This is a genomic window from Methylophaga sp. (assembly GCF_965655755.1).
Classification (GTDB): Bacteria; Pseudomonadota; Gammaproteobacteria; order Nitrosococcales; family Methylophagaceae; genus Methylophaga.
Genome location: NZ_CBFHHW010000006.1, coordinates 1 through 16,774, shown reverse-complemented (window position 1 = coordinate 16,774; position 16,774 = coordinate 1). Strand labels below are relative to the sequence as shown.

General features: G+C 46.1%; 16 protein-coding genes and 1 tRNA gene. 10 read left to right on the top strand and 7 right to left on the bottom strand.

The genetic code is table 11. From position 1 onward, the window contains the following. Positions 1–9: 9 nt before the first annotated feature. From ACTF5U_RS03495 to ACTF5U_RS03480, 4 genes are all read right to left on the bottom strand, one after another. Positions 10–642 (bottom strand): thiol:disulfide interchange protein DsbA/DsbL, encoded by a 633-nt coding sequence (locus ACTF5U_RS03495; protein WP_438970252.1) that lies wholly within the window; start codon positions 640–642, stop codon positions 10–12. A gap of 24 nt (positions 643–666) precedes the next feature. Continuing rightward, a complete protein-coding gene (gene ccsB, locus ACTF5U_RS03490) occupies positions 667–1,821 on the bottom strand; it encodes a c-type cytochrome biogenesis protein CcsB (protein ID WP_438970251.1) in 1,155 nt (384 codons plus the stop codon). Positions 1,822–1,864: 43 nt separating this feature from the next. After that, positions 1,865–3,874 carry a cytochrome c biogenesis protein ResB gene (locus ACTF5U_RS03485; protein ID WP_438970250.1) on the bottom strand — a complete coding sequence of 670 codons (2,010 nt, stop codon included), beginning with the start codon at positions 3,872–3,874 and terminating at the stop codon, positions 1,865–1,867. Positions 3,875–3,955: 81 nt separating this feature from the next. Next, positions 3,956–4,564, bottom strand: coding sequence for a c-type cytochrome (locus tag ACTF5U_RS03480; RefSeq protein ID WP_438970249.1), 609 nt, complete (start codon positions 4,562–4,564; stop codon positions 3,956–3,958). Between the two features lie 88 nt (positions 4,565–4,652). Between ACTF5U_RS03480 and yihA the strand changes: the two genes are divergently transcribed. The 6 genes from yihA (at position 4,653) to ACTF5U_RS03450 (ending at position 10,685) form a co-directional block, all read left to right on the top strand. Then, a complete protein-coding gene (yihA, locus tag ACTF5U_RS03475; RefSeq protein WP_438970332.1) occupies positions 4,653–5,270 on the top strand; it encodes a ribosome biogenesis GTP-binding protein YihA/YsxC in 618 nt (205 codons plus the stop codon). 11 nt (positions 5,271–5,281) lie between these two features. Beyond that, on the top strand, positions 5,282–6,541 hold the full coding sequence (gene soxC, locus ACTF5U_RS03470) for a sulfite dehydrogenase (RefSeq protein WP_438970248.1): 1,260 nt from the start codon (positions 5,282–5,284) through the stop codon (positions 6,539–6,541). Beyond that, entirely contained in the window at positions 6,525–7,055 is a 531-nt protein-coding gene (locus tag ACTF5U_RS03465; RefSeq protein WP_438970247.1) for a c-type cytochrome, read from the top strand. The genes soxC and ACTF5U_RS03465 overlap by 17 nt, the downstream gene beginning before the upstream one ends. Before the next feature lie 24 nt (positions 7,056–7,079). Then, positions 7,080–9,581: a glycogen/starch/alpha-glucan phosphorylase gene (locus ACTF5U_RS03460; protein WP_438970246.1), complete on the top strand. Its 2,502-nt coding sequence runs from the start codon at positions 7,080–7,082 to the stop codon at positions 9,579–9,581. Positions 9,582–9,692: 111 nt separating this feature from the next. Further along, positions 9,693–9,769 (top strand) — tRNA-Arg (locus tag ACTF5U_RS03455). A 121-nt stretch (positions 9,770–9,890) separates the two neighbouring features. After that, positions 9,891–10,685, top strand: coding sequence for a DUF2927 domain-containing protein (locus tag ACTF5U_RS03450; protein ID WP_438970245.1), 795 nt, complete (start codon positions 9,891–9,893; stop codon positions 10,683–10,685). A 68-nt stretch (positions 10,686–10,753) separates the two neighbouring features. Here ACTF5U_RS03450 and ACTF5U_RS03445 read toward each other — a convergent pair whose 3' ends face one another. The 3 genes from ACTF5U_RS03445 to ACTF5U_RS03435 form a co-directional block, all read right to left on the bottom strand. Continuing rightward, positions 10,754–11,599, bottom strand: a complete 846-nt coding sequence (locus ACTF5U_RS03445) for an OmpA family protein (protein ID WP_438970244.1) — start codon at positions 11,597–11,599, stop codon at positions 10,754–10,756. Between the two features lie 174 nt (positions 11,600–11,773). Next, positions 11,774–12,916, bottom strand: a complete 1,143-nt coding sequence (locus tag ACTF5U_RS03440) for a PilT/PilU family type 4a pilus ATPase (protein ID WP_438970243.1) — start codon at positions 12,914–12,916, stop codon at positions 11,774–11,776. A 12-nt stretch (positions 12,917–12,928) separates the two neighbouring features. Further along, positions 12,929–13,966: a type IV pilus twitching motility protein PilT gene (locus tag ACTF5U_RS03435; RefSeq protein ID WP_438970242.1), complete on the bottom strand. Its 1,038-nt coding sequence runs from the start codon at positions 13,964–13,966 to the stop codon at positions 12,929–12,931. A gap of 90 nt (positions 13,967–14,056) precedes the next feature. On the opposite strand from ACTF5U_RS03435, the gene ACTF5U_RS03430 reads away from it, so the two are divergent. The 4 genes from ACTF5U_RS03430 to ACTF5U_RS03415 form a co-directional block, all read left to right on the top strand. Further along, positions 14,057–14,755, top strand: a complete 699-nt coding sequence (locus ACTF5U_RS03430; protein ID WP_438970241.1) for a YggS family pyridoxal phosphate-dependent enzyme — start codon at positions 14,057–14,059, stop codon at positions 14,753–14,755. Positions 14,756–14,796: 41 nt separating this feature from the next. After that, a complete protein-coding gene (proC, locus tag ACTF5U_RS03425; RefSeq protein ID WP_438970240.1) occupies positions 14,797–15,630 on the top strand; it encodes a pyrroline-5-carboxylate reductase in 834 nt (277 codons plus the stop codon). After that, positions 15,623–16,189: a YggT family protein gene (locus tag ACTF5U_RS03420; RefSeq protein WP_438970239.1), complete on the top strand. Its 567-nt coding sequence runs from the start codon at positions 15,623–15,625 to the stop codon at positions 16,187–16,189. The genes proC and ACTF5U_RS03420 overlap by 8 nt, the downstream gene beginning before the upstream one ends. Before the next feature lie 67 nt (positions 16,190–16,256). Beyond that, positions 16,257–16,774, top strand: a 518-nt coding sequence (locus ACTF5U_RS03415; RefSeq protein ID WP_438970238.1) for an alpha/beta fold hydrolase, incomplete at its 3' end; no start/stop codon positions are given.

Below are 16,774 nucleotides of genomic sequence, written 5' to 3'. Positions count from 1 at the left end.
TATATGAGATTAGTTTGCTTGTTGTATTAATTGATCAACAACACCGAAGAGATCTTCTGCCCCACCGGCGCTACTGGCATCAGTTCGATAGCGGCCATCAACAATGATTGAAGGGACTCCGGTGATACCAGAAGTCTGACTCATCACCAAGGCCTTTTTAACTTTGCCCTGAACTGAAAATGAGTTCATCATTTTGGCAAAGCTTTCACGATCAATGCCTTGCTCTTCAACAAAGTCAAGTAACTGATCTTCAGTGTTGAGACGACGTTTATCAACATGAATGGCATTAAATAGCTTCGGGTGTAGCATTTCCAGATCACCCGTTGCTTCGGCGGCATAGTAAACCTTCGCCAGTTCTAACCAACTATCACGAAAGATGGCTGGAACCTTGGTAAATTTAACATTTTCGGGCAGGGTTTGTTTCCATTCATCAATCGCAGGTTCAAGTTTGAAACAATGCGGACAGGTGTAGGAAAACATCTCGACAACTTCAATCATATTGTCATCGGAAGTAGCCAATTTCTCAGCGGTAGGAAAAAAATGTGTGCCTTCTACATAATTCATCGGCACAGCAGAAGCTGTTGTTGTAAACACCGTCATCAGAACAGCTGCGGCGAGCGTATGCATCAATTTTCTCATCATCAAACTTTCCTTTATTACTGAGATTTAGAGGGTGCCGTAGGAATGCAGCCCTGACAGAAACATATTGACACCAAGAAAGGCAAATAAGGTCACGAAAAGACCAATTAATGCCCACCAGGCCATTGGAACACCATTCCACCCCTTGGTCATTCGCATATGCAACCAAGCAGCGTAATTTAACCAGACGATCAACGCCCAGGTTTCTTTTGGATCCCAGGACCAGTAGCCACCCCAGGCTTCAGCGGCCCACAATGCACCTAAAATAGTGGCTAGGGTGAAAAAAGCAAAGCCTAAAGCGATGGATTTATACATTAAATCGTCCATCATCGTTAATGAAGGCATCGTTCTTAGCCATGCACTATCACCCTGCTTTTGTTGCCGCCACGATACCAGCAGATAAGCCACACCAATCATTGCCGCCATCGCAAAAGCACCATAACCAACAAAGTTGGCGGGAACGTGAATTTTCATCCAGTAGCTTTGCAATGCCGGCACTAGAGGTTGAATTTCATGGGCATTCCGCTCAAAGGTATACCAAAGCTGAAAAACTACAGCAGCACTAATGACCAATAAGACAAAGCCACCCAGGCTTCGCGTTTCATAACGTCTTTCATAAAACAAGTAAAGTAATGCCGTGACCACCGAAAACAGGATAAAAACTTCATACAGATTACTAACAGGTATATGCCCTATATCAGCACCGATAAGGTATGACTCCCGCCAGCGCACCATCAAACCGACCATACCCATTGTTGTTGCTGACCATGTCAATGCGGTAGCGACTTTTTGGGTAAATGCCGAGTCTAGTGCCATACCGGCAAAATAGGTTACTGTCGCCATCACGAATAACGCACTCATCCACATGAAAGCCGATTGGCTAGCCAATATGTAATTTAACCAAAAGCTGTTCTCTGCCTGCCCCAGATCAGTACCGTATAAGGATACCGCCACTAAACTCAATATCGCGGCGGCAATCACATGCCAGCGGAAACCGGGCCAGTCCTGGCCTAAAAAAGCCATGCTTATAGCTGTCAGGATAACAATACTGACTTCGTAGACATCGAGCACTTCGGCGTAATAGCTAATCAAGCCTATCGCAGAAAGTGTCATCAATAGTCGCCACAGCCAAGTCAGAATCGACGATTTATTCGGATTTACAGTAGTTAGATTTGCTGTCATATTTTTCTCACTACGCGCTAACGTAAATTAGAGACTAAGAACATCAACCCGTAGCAGAGTTCCCCTGCTGAGATTGTATTTCCTTCCGTATTTGTTCAAAAAAACTATCAAACTCTCTTGGATTACGGTTACTCATACCGGCAAGATACACTTGCGTCTGTTGGTTCTCATTCTTGAGCCAGACCCAGAACCGTCTTTGCGGAAGATAGAACAACAAAAATACACCGGCAACCAGAAAAGCACAGCCTAGATAAACAACAGACTTACCCGGTGATCGTGCAATCTGCAAACCGGTTGATTCAATATGAGTGTAATCTTGTAGTGCCAGATAGACAGGAGAACCATACCGCGGAAGACTGCCGATTGCATCAATCGCATCCTGCATGAATAACAGCTGCGACTCATCGACAGTATCACTCTCTGACAGATCCAGACCGATAAAATAGATTCTGCCTAGCATTTCACGCAACATGGCGAGATACGCTGGCGCCAGATTGTCTCGTTCCGCTGCTGGCAGTGTCTCTTCGACAAAGTCACGAACATCGCCAAAGCCACCGCGCATGAACATATCCACTAACGTGACCAAGGTTTTTTGCAGACTTTCTCCCAGCACAAGATCGTCTTCTGTTTGCAGACTCAACAAGGTTTCGTCTTTCATTTGTATTGCGACGTCTTCTACCATTTCCTGATCATTCAGATCTTGCAAAAACTGCATAAAGCCGTCCAATTCACCGTTCTCGTCCGCCGGAATATGTAAATAACCAAACTCTTCTGCCGGACTGCTACGAACCCCACTGAGAAAGAATTCACGGCCTTCACGTTCGACCGGATACATGTAGTTTTCATATTCCAACGCTTCACCAGTATCGCGACGTAATTTGAACTGAATACTCGGTCCATAATTGCGCACGTTTTTGGGATCGTCTTCTGTCGGATCGGGATTGATATTAAACGGTCTGAAGCCGGTCATTTCAAGCTGCATGGTCTGTTCACCCCAGTGCATCTCACGCGTTTCAAATACTTTGGTATCAACCGTCACCGCCTCAGCCTGCTCGGCAAACAACGGCCATGCATCCATAGTTAACTCTGAACCGCCATCACCGAAACTGGCCTGGTATATCGCGTAGCCTTTATGGATAAGCGGATGATTCACAGAAATCGTTGTTGTAATCGGCTCTTCCAACTCGGGATCATAGACTTTTAAATCAGACTCAAAAGATTTGGGTTGGCCGGTTGGATAGTGTTCAATCCGGAACTCATCAACCGCGATCGTGAAAGGTAAATTTTGCACCAGATACCCGTCACGCATTGGCAAGTAAACCACTGCTGAAGAGCGACCCTCACCAATACTGACACTGCCTCGAAACGCCTGTGCACCAACCGGAAGACGGCTTTCCTGAGGGATCTGACTCAAAGGTAAATTACGGGTCTCAATTTTCAGCTTTCCTTGCCACTCCGCCAATTTCAATGGCAAGTTACTGTCCATCAACCCACCCACACAGATGACTATAATCGCCACATGCGTGAGGATATAACCCAATCGGTTCATTCCGCCCCGCATGGCTGAGATAAGACGATCATCGCCTTTATCAGTGACCCGGGTTCTGAAGCCTTTCGTCTTAAAAAAAGACTGTAAATTATCGGCGGTAGTATTTAAGTCAGCGTTCTCAACCCAATCCGCACGATGGTGCATTGAGCGAAGAGATTTGAGTTGAACATTGGTTCTCAGATTGAACATATCTTTGAACATCGATGGGGCATGACGAATGACGCAGACCGACGTGGAAATCACTAACAAAGTGAGAATGATCAAAAACCAGAGGGCGCTATATACATCATAAAGCCCCAGCGATTCAAACACTTCAAACCAGTAAGGGCCGAATTTAATCACATAATCAGGATAAGGTTGGTTTTGCTGTAATACCGTGCCTATCACTGACGCGATCGCCAACGTAATCAGCAGTGTAATCGCCAACTCCATGGTGCCCAGAAAGTGAAACAGGCGCCATGCGAAGCTGCGATGTGGAAGTTTAGAATCCTTGGTTTGCGACATGGGGGAACCCTATTCCAGGTAAACTTACCTGAATGTGTCAGCAACGCCTGCACATTCACAATGTGCAGGCATGAGACTGAATTATTTCAGACCAAAAACGTAGGCCGAAACGGCTTTGATTTCAGCTTCACTCATCTTACTAGCGATATCAGCCATCATACCGTTAGGAGAATTATTGCGGTCGCCATTAGCGAATGCATGCAATTGCGTTTCCACGTAGCTATTGTATTGACCGGATAATTTAGGCCAGTTAGCTGCAGGAATGCCATTACCATTGGGGCCGTGACAGGCCATACAGGCGGGCACGCCAGTTTCTTTATTACCACCACGGTAGATTTGCTCGCCAGCAGCCACCAAATCTTCGGATACCGCACCTGGCGTCGTTTTCTGGCTGGCGAAATAAGCAGCTAGGTCGGCCATATCTTGTTCAGATAAATTAGCAACCATTGGCGCCATCAGGGCATTTTGGCGGGCGCCACTTTTGAATTCCATTAACTGTTTGACGAGATAACCTTCATGTTGACCGGCCAGTTTTGGATAAGCATCGGACAAACCATTGCCGTCAATGCCATGACAGGCTGCACAGACAGCCGATTTTTCCTTCCCGGCGGCTACATTACCTGCAGCCATTGCAGAGGAGGTCATACCGAGGGCCATGCCAAGCACAGCTAATATTAACGTTCTTTTCATTTCTCTCTACCTGAAAACTAAGCATTTGTATTTTGAAACTGTGGGTATGCTACCCTTATTGGGTCAATATTTCACCCGAAATGGTTCCATGTCACAGCTCTATAGAAACGCCCATTATACCGGCAGCGCGACCCAACTGTCTCAGTTACCCGACGATATAGGTTTGGAAGTCGCTTTCGCCGGCCGATCTAATGCGGGAAAGTCCAGCGCAATCAACACGATAACAGGGATCCGATCTCTGGCAAGGACCAGTAAAACACCGGGTCGTACTCAGATGATTAACTTTTTCAGCTTGGATGAGCAGCGTGCATTAGTCGATCTTCCAGGTTATGGCTACGCAAAAGTGCCGGAAAAAATGAAACTAAAGTGGCAAGAAACGCTAGCCAAATATCTGGAAACGCGACAATCTCTACGAGGATTGATGCTGATGATGGATATTCGTCACCCGCTGAAAGCTTTCGACCTGCAAATGATTAGCTGGGCGAATCAAGCTGATCTCGCTGTACATATCCTTTTGACCAAATCGGATAAATTCAAACATGGTGCAGCCAAGCAAAGCATGCTTAAAGTGATCAGCGAACTCAAAAAACAGGATCTTACTGCTACTGTTCAGATGTTCTCGTCATTGAATAAAAGTGGCCGAGATGAAGCCATTCAAAAACTTGATGAATGGTTTGAAGTCGAATTGGTAAACGCTACAGAATAAAGGCGCATGGTATGGCAAACAAACTGCTCGAGAGTCGTCGTCAATTTCTACAAACAACGGCTTTAGGCGGTGCATTTGCCGGATTCAGCCTGCCTATAATGGCTGCTCAGAAAGCCGTTGATTTTGCTGACGTCCTGCCAGAGTCAATGCGCCAGGCCGGCCGGCCATTCACTAACTATGGCCAGCCATCCTCTTACGAAAAAGAGGTCATCCGCTGGATATCTGCTAATCAGGATATGCCGGGAAACGGCGTTTCATGGGCGCCATTACATGAGCTTCAGGGCACAATTACGCCGAACGGTCTTCATTACGAACGCCATCATAATGGTGTGCCTGATATCGATCCGAGAACACACATCTTATTAATTGATGGCTTGGTTGATACACCACTCAAATTCAGTGTTGAAGCTTTAAAACGTTACCCACAAAAAGCGCGAATCTGTTTTATCGAATGCGGTGGCAACAGTAACAGCGGCTGGCGTAGCACACCGATTCAATCCGCTGCAGGGTACGCGCATGGTCTCGTATCTAATGCTGAATGGACGGGAGTGCCCTTAAGTTTGTTACTTCAAGAAGCAGGTATCAAACCTGATGCTAAATGGGTGATTGCAGAAGCAGCCGATGGTGCATCACTCAATGTCAGCATCCCCCTTGATAAATTAATGGATGATGCCATTCTGGCGTTGTATCAGAATGGAGAGAGACTGCGTCCCGAAAACGGTTACCCGATGCGGCTGGTTTTACCGGGCTGGGAAGGTATCGTCAACGTGAAATGGCTCCGCCAGTTGCGTCTTACCGATAAGCCCGCGATGTCACGCGACGAAACTGCACAGTACACGGATCTGATGCCAGACGGAACGGCACGTCAATTCAGTTTTATGATGGATGCAAAATCACTCATCACTGCACCTTCACTGGGAATGCAGTTAACGGATAACCCAGGTATTTATCAAGTCACCGGACTTGCCTGGTCAGGCAGGGGTAAAATTAGTCGCGTTGAAATTTCTGCAGATGGCGGCAAAACATGGGTAGAAGCTGAATTGCAGGGTCCGGTTCTGGATAAAGCTTTCACTCGCTTCAACCTACCATGGCGATGGCAAGGTCAGTATGCGGTACTCCAAAGTCGTGCCACTGACGAGACAGGCTATGTTCAACCCTCACGTGAGGCATTGGTTGAAAACAGAGGCACTGATGGCTTTTTCCACTATAACGCCATTGTGAGTTGGGAAGTGACCGAGCAAGGAGATATCAATCATGTCTACCCTTCCTAAACTAACTCATATTCTCCCCTTCCTGGTAATCAGCACGGTTATCTCTGCTGAGCCTCAATATCAAAAACACGGGGAAAATGCCGAATCAGTCATATCCAAACCGGAATGGAACCTGACTATTACTCCAGATGGTGAAAATCTTCCACCAGGCTCCGGAAACGCGGCACAAGGCAAAAAAATATTTAATCAGCAATGTGCCTCCTGTCATGGTTTTGAAGCGATTGGCGCCAGCGCCATGCCTTTAGTCGGAGAAGTGGGTTCTCTAAAAAGTGAATATCCCGAAAAAACCGTCAACAGCTTCTGGCCTTATGCCACAACCTTATTTGACTATATACGTCGCTCCATGCCACCGTCTGCACCTTATTCACTGAATAGTAATGAAATTTACGCACTTTGCGCTTATATTCTAAGTCAGGATGGTATAATCAAATCTGGTGTAGAGCTCAACGAAGCCACACTGCCTCAGGTAACGATGCCCAACCGAGATGGCTTTTCTGTCATCTATCAACAATAATTTTTAAAATTTAAAGGTCTTTCTATGAGCCCACGCTACGCTTGTACCGCATCTCCAAATTCCGAACTATACAAAACACCCAAACTCGGAATGGAAAGCGATGATCTGATTCGCGATTTCAAGCGCTACTATGGAACACATCTGGCACAGGATAAAGGCTGTGCATCTGGCCACTATCTATTCGCTTCACTCGCATTCAGCCTTCGTGATCGTCTGTTTAACCGAATGAAACATACCAAGCACACCTATGCCGAGACACGTTGTAAACAGACGTATTACTTATCCATGGAATTTTTGATGGGCCGCGCTATGGGCAACGCAGCGCTAAATCTCGGATTGGAAGAAGAAACCAAAAAAGCCTTACATGAGTTAGGACTGAACTTCGAAGAGCTTATCAGTATGGAACAGGATGCTGGGCTGGGGAATGGTGGTCTGGGTCGATTGGCGGCCTGTTTTATAGACAGCTGTGCCACGTTGCAGCTGCCGGTCACAGGCTACGGCCTGCGCTACGAATACGGCATGTTTAAACAAAGCATCAAAGATGGTTATCAGATTGAAAAACCTGATCATTGGTTGCGTGATGGTAACCCATGGGAACTGGAACGTCCCGAATTTACCCAGAGAGTTAAATTTGGTGGGCATACCGAATTTCATCGCGAACATGATGGCGAAATGCGTGTTTATTGGGTTGATTCCAATGATGTGCTTGCTGTTCCGTATGATCTGCCTGTGCCTGGGTACCAAAACGGCACGGTTAATAAGCTTCGCCTGTGGAAAGCTGCCGCCACAGACGAGTTTAATCTGGCTGATTTTAATTCAGGGTCTTATACCGAGGCGGTAGCAGCCAAGAATGAGGCTGAAAATATCAGTATGGTGTTGTACCCCAATGACACCAGCGAAAACGGTAAAGAACTGCGTCTGCGTCAGCAATACTTCCTTGCTTCTGCCAGCTTGCAGGATATTCTCGATTACTGGGTCACCACTCACAGTGAAGATTTTGATGATTTCGCTGAAAAAAACTGCTTCCAACTTAACGATACCCATCCCACCGTAGCCGTCGCTGAGCTGATGCGCTTATTGATGGATGAACACGGTCTAAACTGGGAACAGGCATGGGATATTACCACCCAGACGATGGCATACACCAATCACACTCTCTTACCCGAAGCCTTAGAACGCTGGCCGGTAAATATGTTTGGTCGTCTGTTACCACGGATATTAGAGATCATTTATGAAATCAATGCCCGTTTTCTGCGTGAAGTGGCAAACCAATGGCCCGGTGACAAACAAAAACTGGCTCGCATGTCGATCATTGAAGAAGGTCCTCAGCAGCAGGTTCGTATGGCTCATCTCGCCATTGTCGGCAGTTATTCAATTAACGGTGTAGCAGCCTTGCACTCAGAATTACTTAAAAAAGGGCTTTTCAAAGATTTTTACGAACTTTGGCCATATAAGTTCAACAACAAAACAAATGGTGTTACACAACGCCGTTGGATGGCATGGTGTAATCCCGCACTGCGTGATCTGGTAACCGATACTATCGGTGATAAATGGATCACGGAGCTAACTGAGCTGAAAAAACTCGAACCGTATGCGCATGACAAAGCTTTCCAGAAGAAATGGCATGCAGCCAAACTGGAGAATAAACAGCGCCTGGCCGAGCTGGTTAAAGAAAGCTGTAATGTTACTTTCGATCCAGAAGCTTTATTTGATATTCAGGTGAAACGCATCCATGAATACAAGCGTCAGCTTCTAAATGTGTTGCATGTTATCCATCTTTATGACCGCATTAAACGTGGTGTTAGTGAGGGTATGACACCCCGTGCTGTACTTTTTGGTGGTAAAGCCGCTCCCGGCTACGTCATGGCAAAACAAATCGTCAAGTTAATTAACAACGTTGCTGAACTGGTTAACAACGACCCGGAAGTAGGTAATTTGCTCAAGGTAGTCTTCCTGCCCAATTATCAGGTTTCCGCAATGGAGGTTATTTGCCCTGCCGCAGATTTATCAGAACAGATATCAACAGCCGGTAAGGAAGCATCAGGTACCGGAAACATGAAGTTTATGATGAACGGTGCCATTACCATCGGGACACTGGATGGCGCCAACATCGAAATTCGTGAAGAGGCGGGTGAAGATAACTTCTTCCTGTTTGGACTGACCGAAGATGAGGTGGTAGAAGCACGTCATGGCTATAATCCTCGCTATATCATTGACAACGATGAAGACCTCAAACGTGTCGTTGAGCTGCTTGAATCTGGCCATTTCAACCAGTTTGAGCCAGGCTGTTTCGATGATGTGATCGCTGCCTTTACGAGTCCAAATGACCCTTGGATGACGATAGCCGATTTCCGTAGTTTTGTTGATGCTCAGGAACTGGCTGGACAAGCCTACCAGGACAAAGAACGCTGGACCGCAATGAGCATCATTAACAGCGCGAACAGTGGTAAATTCTCTACCGATCGCACGATGGAAGAGTACAACAATGAAATCTGGAAACTGGAAAAGATCAACCCGAGTTACTGATTTTAGAATCACAGGGCGTGAATTGTACGCCCTGTGATTTCACTCTGGATGGCAGTCAGTTTGTAAAGTCCGTATAATCTGCGCTCATCACTCGTTTTAGATTACTTCCACGCGCCTGTAGCTCAGTTGGATAGAGTGTCGGTTTCCGAAGCCGAAGGTCACAGGTTCGATTCCTGTCAGGCGCGCCATTTCTTAAAACAGACTCACTAAAACGCATGCGTTGTGATTCCGCATCCAATTCAAATCTCCTACCCGCTTTTTTACCATTAGCCCTTGGTGGCGAGTACTGATTCAGCATAAACTTAGTTTATGTTTAAATCCCTAACGACTATCTCATCGCTTTGCCTTTTAATCAGTTCAAATTCTGTTATCGGAAAAGAGAGCGCACATTGGCAACAGCCGGACTATATTCAACAAAGCTTCTCTCAAATAGCCTTACAAAGTGAGCATGGTAAAAATGATGGTTTGCTTCATAAATGGCAAAAACCGATTGTCTACACGATTATGGATCGAACCGGTGATCAGGCTCTGCACAGCAAAATGGTTAAACAACAGTTTAGCCATCTTATGTCCATAACGAATCATAAGATCATGCTGGCTAAAAATAATGAAACAGCCAATGTAAAGATTATTTTTGGTTCTGAGAACGAGCTAGAGACTTATCTGCTCAATGATTTAAATATTTCCAGTAAAAACTTTCGCCGCGCTTTGAATAGAAACAGTGTCTGCGTAGCTCAGCTACGTTATGGTATCAACGCTGATATCAACTCAGGAGTGGTTATCATCCCCGTCGACAGAGCAAGGGCGCATGGCAAGTTGATGGCCTGTGTGGTGGAGGAACTCACGCAGATAATGGGCCTACATAATGACTCAACAGAAGTTTATCCTTCTATCTTCAATGACCATTCTCATAATGATTTTCTAACGGGCCTGGATTACCTTTTACTGAAACTGCTCTACCATAACTCGCTTAAGCCAGGTATGACCGCAATACAGGTTCATAAAGAACTGTTAGACATCTTTCAAACTCAAAAACACATGGAGCTAATCAAAGCTGCTGAATCCTTGGTCAGACTAAACAGTTTAGAAAACTGGTTGTACTAGACTAATATAAAAGACAAAAAAAAGGCCCTGACTAGCAGGGCCTTAATTATGTTACCGCGAATTAGATTTTATTGATTGATAACAAAATCAACGCGACGGTTGGCAGCACGACCGGCATCTGTATCATTGCTGGCAACTGGGAAGTTTTCACCCAAGCCAACAGGAACCAGATTGTTACCATCAATGCCACGTGAAGTCAGATAGTCAACAACTGATTGAGCACGACGTTGTGACAGGTCTTGGTTATATGCTTCAGTACCAATGCTGTCAGTGTGACCTTCAACGCGTACTTCAACGATACCATCAGTCTCTTTCAGTAACGTCACCGCTTCTTCCAAGATAGATTCAGCTTCTGGGGTTAGAACCGCTTTATCAAACGCGAAGTTAACACCTGTCAGTGACAAGATATTTTCACCAGCGATTGGGCAACCATCTTGGTCAACGATAACGCCTTTTGGTGTACCTGGGCACAGATCAAGATAGTCAGCAACTGCATCGTTATCAGAATCCAGAGGACAGCCAACACGATCAACGGTTACACCCTCAGGAGTGTTACGGCAAAGGTCGATACCATCGTAGACACCATCACCATCTGTGTCATATGCACAACCGTTTTGGTCCACTAACGCACCCGCTGGAGGCTCCACAGCACAAACAGGCTCTTCTTCCACCATGGGTGCGGCTTCTGCTTCTTCAGTAGGACATAGAAGTAACGCAAGCATGGCACCAACAGCAGCACCACCAGCAGCAGTACCACTACCATCAACTACGGCAGCTGTTGCAGCACCACCGACCAATGCACCACCCACGGCACACATAAAGTTGGTTCCTGCGTCACGTTTGGCTGGGCCAGCGCAACCCGCGAGTAATGCGGCTGCAAAAGCTACAGCAAGTAATTTACCTGTTAGTTTCATATTGCCTTCCTTTCCTTAACGTTAGGTAAGTGAAAATTCAATGTGATATCCGAATGGTCAATACCATACAGACATCAGACTGTTGTAGTGTGACTACATCATAAGACTAAATTCAAGTGGCGTCTAATATATTTATGTTTTTTTGTTTACTTTGTATCCCAAAAGCAACAAGGTCTACATTCTGCCTATCACATCGTGATCTTCAGGTTCCAGAGACAGTCCCTGGATATCTTCATCGTGTTCAAGCTCGCCAGACTCAGCACCCAGTTTAATCATCAAGCGAACTTCATTAGCAGAGTCAGCATTTTTGAGTGCGTCCTCGTAGGAAATGTCACCAGCTTTGTAAAGATCATACACCGCTTGGTCGAATGTTTGCATACCAAGTTCCCGTGACCGTTTCATCACATCTTTGACCTCAGACACTTTGCCCTTTTCGATCAAATCACCAATCAAAGGGGTATTTAACAACACTTCAACCGCAACGGTTCTCCCACTGCCATCTTTTTTAGGGATTAAGCGTTGCGCCACAACGGCTTTCAAGTTTAGCGACATATCCAAAAACAGTTGTTTATGCCTTTCCTCTGGGAAAAAGTTGATGATACGGTCCATCGCCTGGTTGGCATTATTGGCATGTAAGGTCGACAAACATAAATGGCCAGTTTCAGCGAATGCGATACCGTAGTCCATGGTTTCACGCGCACGAATCTCACCAATCATGATGACATCGGGCGCTTGTCTTAATGAGTTTTTCAGTGCGATATCGTATGAATCGGTATCAATACCAACTTCACGCTGTGTTACCACACAACCCGCATGTTTGTGATCAAATTCGATAGGATCTTCAATCGTCAGAATATGTCCGGTACTATTCTGGTTCCGGTAGCCAATCATTGCAGCTAGAGTGGTTGATTTACCACTACCCGTCGCACCGACAAAGATAACCAATCCACGCTTGGTCATGGAGAGTTCTTTAATGATTTCCGGGACGTGTAATTCTTCAATCGAAGGAATTTCATCCTTGATACGACGCAGAACCATCGCGATTCTGTTGCGCTGATACAACGCACTGATTCTAAAACGACCGGCACCTTTGGTTTCAAGCGCGTAGTTACACTCTTTATCCCGCTCAAAGTTTCTTTTTTGCTCGTCGGACATGGTACTTAAAACCAGGTCACGTGCCTCGTCATCCTCTAGCGATTCCTGAGACAATGTCGCCATACGCCCATTCACTTTGAGTGTTACCGGCCGACCCGCTGTTACAAAAATATCCGAGGCATCGTGTTTCACGGCAGCTTTTAAAATAGTCACGATTTCCATCGTTGTTTCTCCTTAACGGAATATATCTTTATTAACAGCACGCGGTAATGCTTCCTGTTTAGTCACTTGCTGACGTCTGACCAGATCTTGTAGGCATTGATCCAACGTTTGCATACCGATGGCTCCACCCGTTTGAATAGCCGAATACATCTGCGGGACTTTATCTTCACGGATGAGGTTACGGATTGCCGGTGTACCAATCATTATTTCATGCGCGGCGATACGCCCCCCACCCACTTTTTTCATCAACGTCTGGGAAATAACCGCACGAAGAGATTCGGACAGCATCGAACGAACCATGTCTTTTTCTGCTGCCGGGAAAACATCGATAATACGGTCGATGGTTTTGGCAGCTGAAGAGGTATGCAGTGTACCAAACACCAAGTGACCTGTTTCAGCAGCAGTTAATGCGAGACGAATGGTTTCAAGGTCACGTAATTCACCGACAAGGATAATATCGGGATCTTCACGCAAGGCACTCCGAAGAGCTTCACTGAAGCCTAACGTATCGCGATGCACTTCACGTTGGTTAACCAAACACTTCTTACTTTGATGCACAAATTCGATTGGATCTTCTATCGTCAGAATGTGTTCGTTATCTTTTTCGTTACGGTAATCTACCATTGCCGCCAGCGTAGTCGACTTACCTGAGCCCGTCGGGCCGGTCACCAGCACGATGCCACGCGAATTATCAGAGATCGTTTTAAATATCTCCGGCGCTGCCAGGTCTTCTAAGGTTAAAACCTCTGAAGGAATAGTACGGAATACAGCCGCAGCGCCACGGTTCTGATTGAAGACATTGACACGAAACCGGGCCAGGTTAGGAATCTCAAATGAGAAGTCGGCTTCAAGGAACTCTTCAAAGTCTTTACGCTGCTTATCGTTCATGATGTCATAAACCATCGCGTGGACTTCTTTATGATCCATCGGCGGCAAGTTGATTCGTTTCACATCACCGTCGACCCTGATCATGGGAGGCTCTCCAGCAGAGATGTGTAGATCCGATGCCTTATTCTTTGCACTAAAGGCGAGTAATTCAGTAATATCCATCCACTTTCCCTAGAACGATTGTAGTAAGCTAAACGGCTTTAATAATGAAGTAATGATACAAAGGTAGCGCGGTCATCGCAGGCTTGCAACATGACAGAGATAAAAAAACGATTTGAGACAATTCAAGACGGTATACGCACAGCAACAACAGACGCAAACCGCCCTGAAAAAGATGTTCACCTTCTTGCCGTCAGTAAGACGTGGCCTGCTGAAAAACTAAGGGATCTGGCTGATTTGGGACAACGCCGCTTTGGTGAAAACTATTTACAAGAAGCGATTGAAAAAATTGATTCGCTAAAGGAATTAAATCTTGAATGGCACTTCATCGGTCCAATCCAGTCGAACAAAACGCGTGATATCGCGGCTTTCTTTAGCTGGGCACAGAGTGTTGACCGCCTCAAAATAGCCAAACGTCTCAATGATCAGCGCCCCGATGATCTGCCCCCTCTGAATGTATGCATCCAGGTGAATATTGATAACGAAGAGACGAAATCAGGGGTGATTACGGAAGATGTTATTCCGCTTGCTGAAGCCATTCAAGAATTCGAACGGCTTAAACTTCGGGGACTTATGATAATTCCGGCCCGCCATGATAACGAGACCGATCAAGCAGACTCGTTTAAACGAGCTCATGCGCTCTATCAAAACCTGCAAAATAAGTTTGAAAGTATTGATACTTTATCAATGGGAATGACGGCGGATATGGCTCTTGCTATTGAACATGGCAGTACAATGGTCCGTATCGGAACTGCACTTTTTGGTCAACGTCATACACGTCAGAGCCAATAAACTTTACACTGGTATTTATTTCGTAATTAAAAGGTCAGGTAATGAAACAATGTACGCTCGCTTTCATTGGTGGTGGAAACATGGCCCGCAGCCTAATAGGCGGACTTATCACTGATGGCTTTAACGCTGAAAAAATTCATGTCTCCGATCCCAACAATGAAAACTTACAAGCGCTTTCCAGCCAGTATCCCGTATGTACGTTCACCGATAACACTGCCGCAATCGCGGATGCGGATGTAGTAATTCTGGCAGTCAAACCGCAGCAATTACAGGGCGTCACCCGACAAATCAGTAGTAAATGGACTAAAAATAAACTACTGATTTCAATTGCTGCAGGTATTCGACTAGACGATATTGCCCGCTGGTTGGGACATAATGAGGCATCAATTGTTCGCGCTATGCCCAATACCCCCTCCCTGGTACAAGCTGGAGCGACGGCGCTTTGCTCCAATGACTTCGTTGAGACTGAACAGCATGAACTTGCTGAATCCATTTTAAGAGCAGTCGGATTAGCAATCTGGGTCAGACATGAACAGCAAATGGATGCTGTCACGGCCCTATCAGGCAGTGGGCCAGCGTATTTTTTCCTGGTTATGGAAGCAATGCAAAACGCAGGAATGGAACTCGGCTTACCGGAAGATACCGCAAGGTTACTTGCACTGGAAACTGCATTTGGTGCATCTAAGATGGCTCTTGAAAGTGAGGAATCCGCCTGTGTACTTCGCCAGCGAGTTACATCGCCGGGAGGGACAACAGAACGCGCGCTGGATGAATTTGAACAGGGCGATTTACGCGGTCTGTTCAGTAAAGCTCTGAAAGCGGCTGCAAGTAGAGCTGGTGAGTTAGCCGATCAATTAGGACAAGATCATGAATAATAGTTACCTGGCCAATCCCCTGATTTTTGTCGTTGAGACATTATTCTTTCTTTATATGGTTGTGGTCGCCCTTCGTCTCATTATGCAATGGGCGAACTGGGATTATCACAATCCGATGGTGCAATTCATCATCAAAGCGACACAGGCCCCGGTTAAATTCCTGCGCCAGTTTATTCCGGCCATGGGTCGCTGGGATACAGCTACCATTGTGTTACTTCTCTTAGTTACTATAGTGAAACTGTTGGTGGTGGGACTTATCGCTGGCGCCTTTCCCTCGGGCCTATTCTGGATAAATCTTATTGCTGCTGAGCTGTTTTCCTTATTTATCGGTATTTTTACCGTCAGCATCATTATTGAAGTCATCTTAAGCTGGGTCACACCCGCTGGCACCTATAACCCGGTGGCGCCTCTTGTCAGCCGTATGAACGCACCTTTACTGCGTCCGGTCAGAAACCTGATTCCACCACTTGGCGGAATGGATTTATCACCGCTGTTCGTATTGCTTGGCTTACAAGTACTTTCAATGCTGGTTATGCCTTTGCTTACAGGCCAAATTTAAATTATCAGGATTGCGCTCAGACCGCACTCTGATTAGACTTAACGCTTTTCACGGGAATCAAGTTTTTATGCCGGAATCAATACCTGCTGACTCGGTCGGTTTGGTAACCCCATCTACGCTGCATGTTGATGAGCCGCTTAAACTCGATTGTGGGCGACTTTTGCCCAGTTATGATCTGGTTTATGAAACCTATGGTGAACTCAATGCTAATCAGAGTAATGCCGTACTGATTTGTCATGCTTTATCGGGCGATCACCATGCAGCGGGCTATCATTCAATGGACGAGCGCAAACCCGGCTGGTGGGATACGGCTATAGGTCCAGGTAAGGCCATTGATACCAATAAATTCTTTGTCGTTTCCGTCAATAATCTGGGTGGCTGTAAAGGCTCTTCCGGCCCGAACACCATCAATCCCGAAACAGGCGAACTATATGGACCAGACTTCCCAATTGTAACCGTCTCGGACTGGGTTCGAAGTCAGGCAGTGCTGGCTGACAAGTTACGTATTGAGCAATGGGCAGCCGTGATTGGTGGCAGCCTTGGTGGTATGCAAGCTCTCCAGTGGGCTATTAGCTTGCCAAAGCG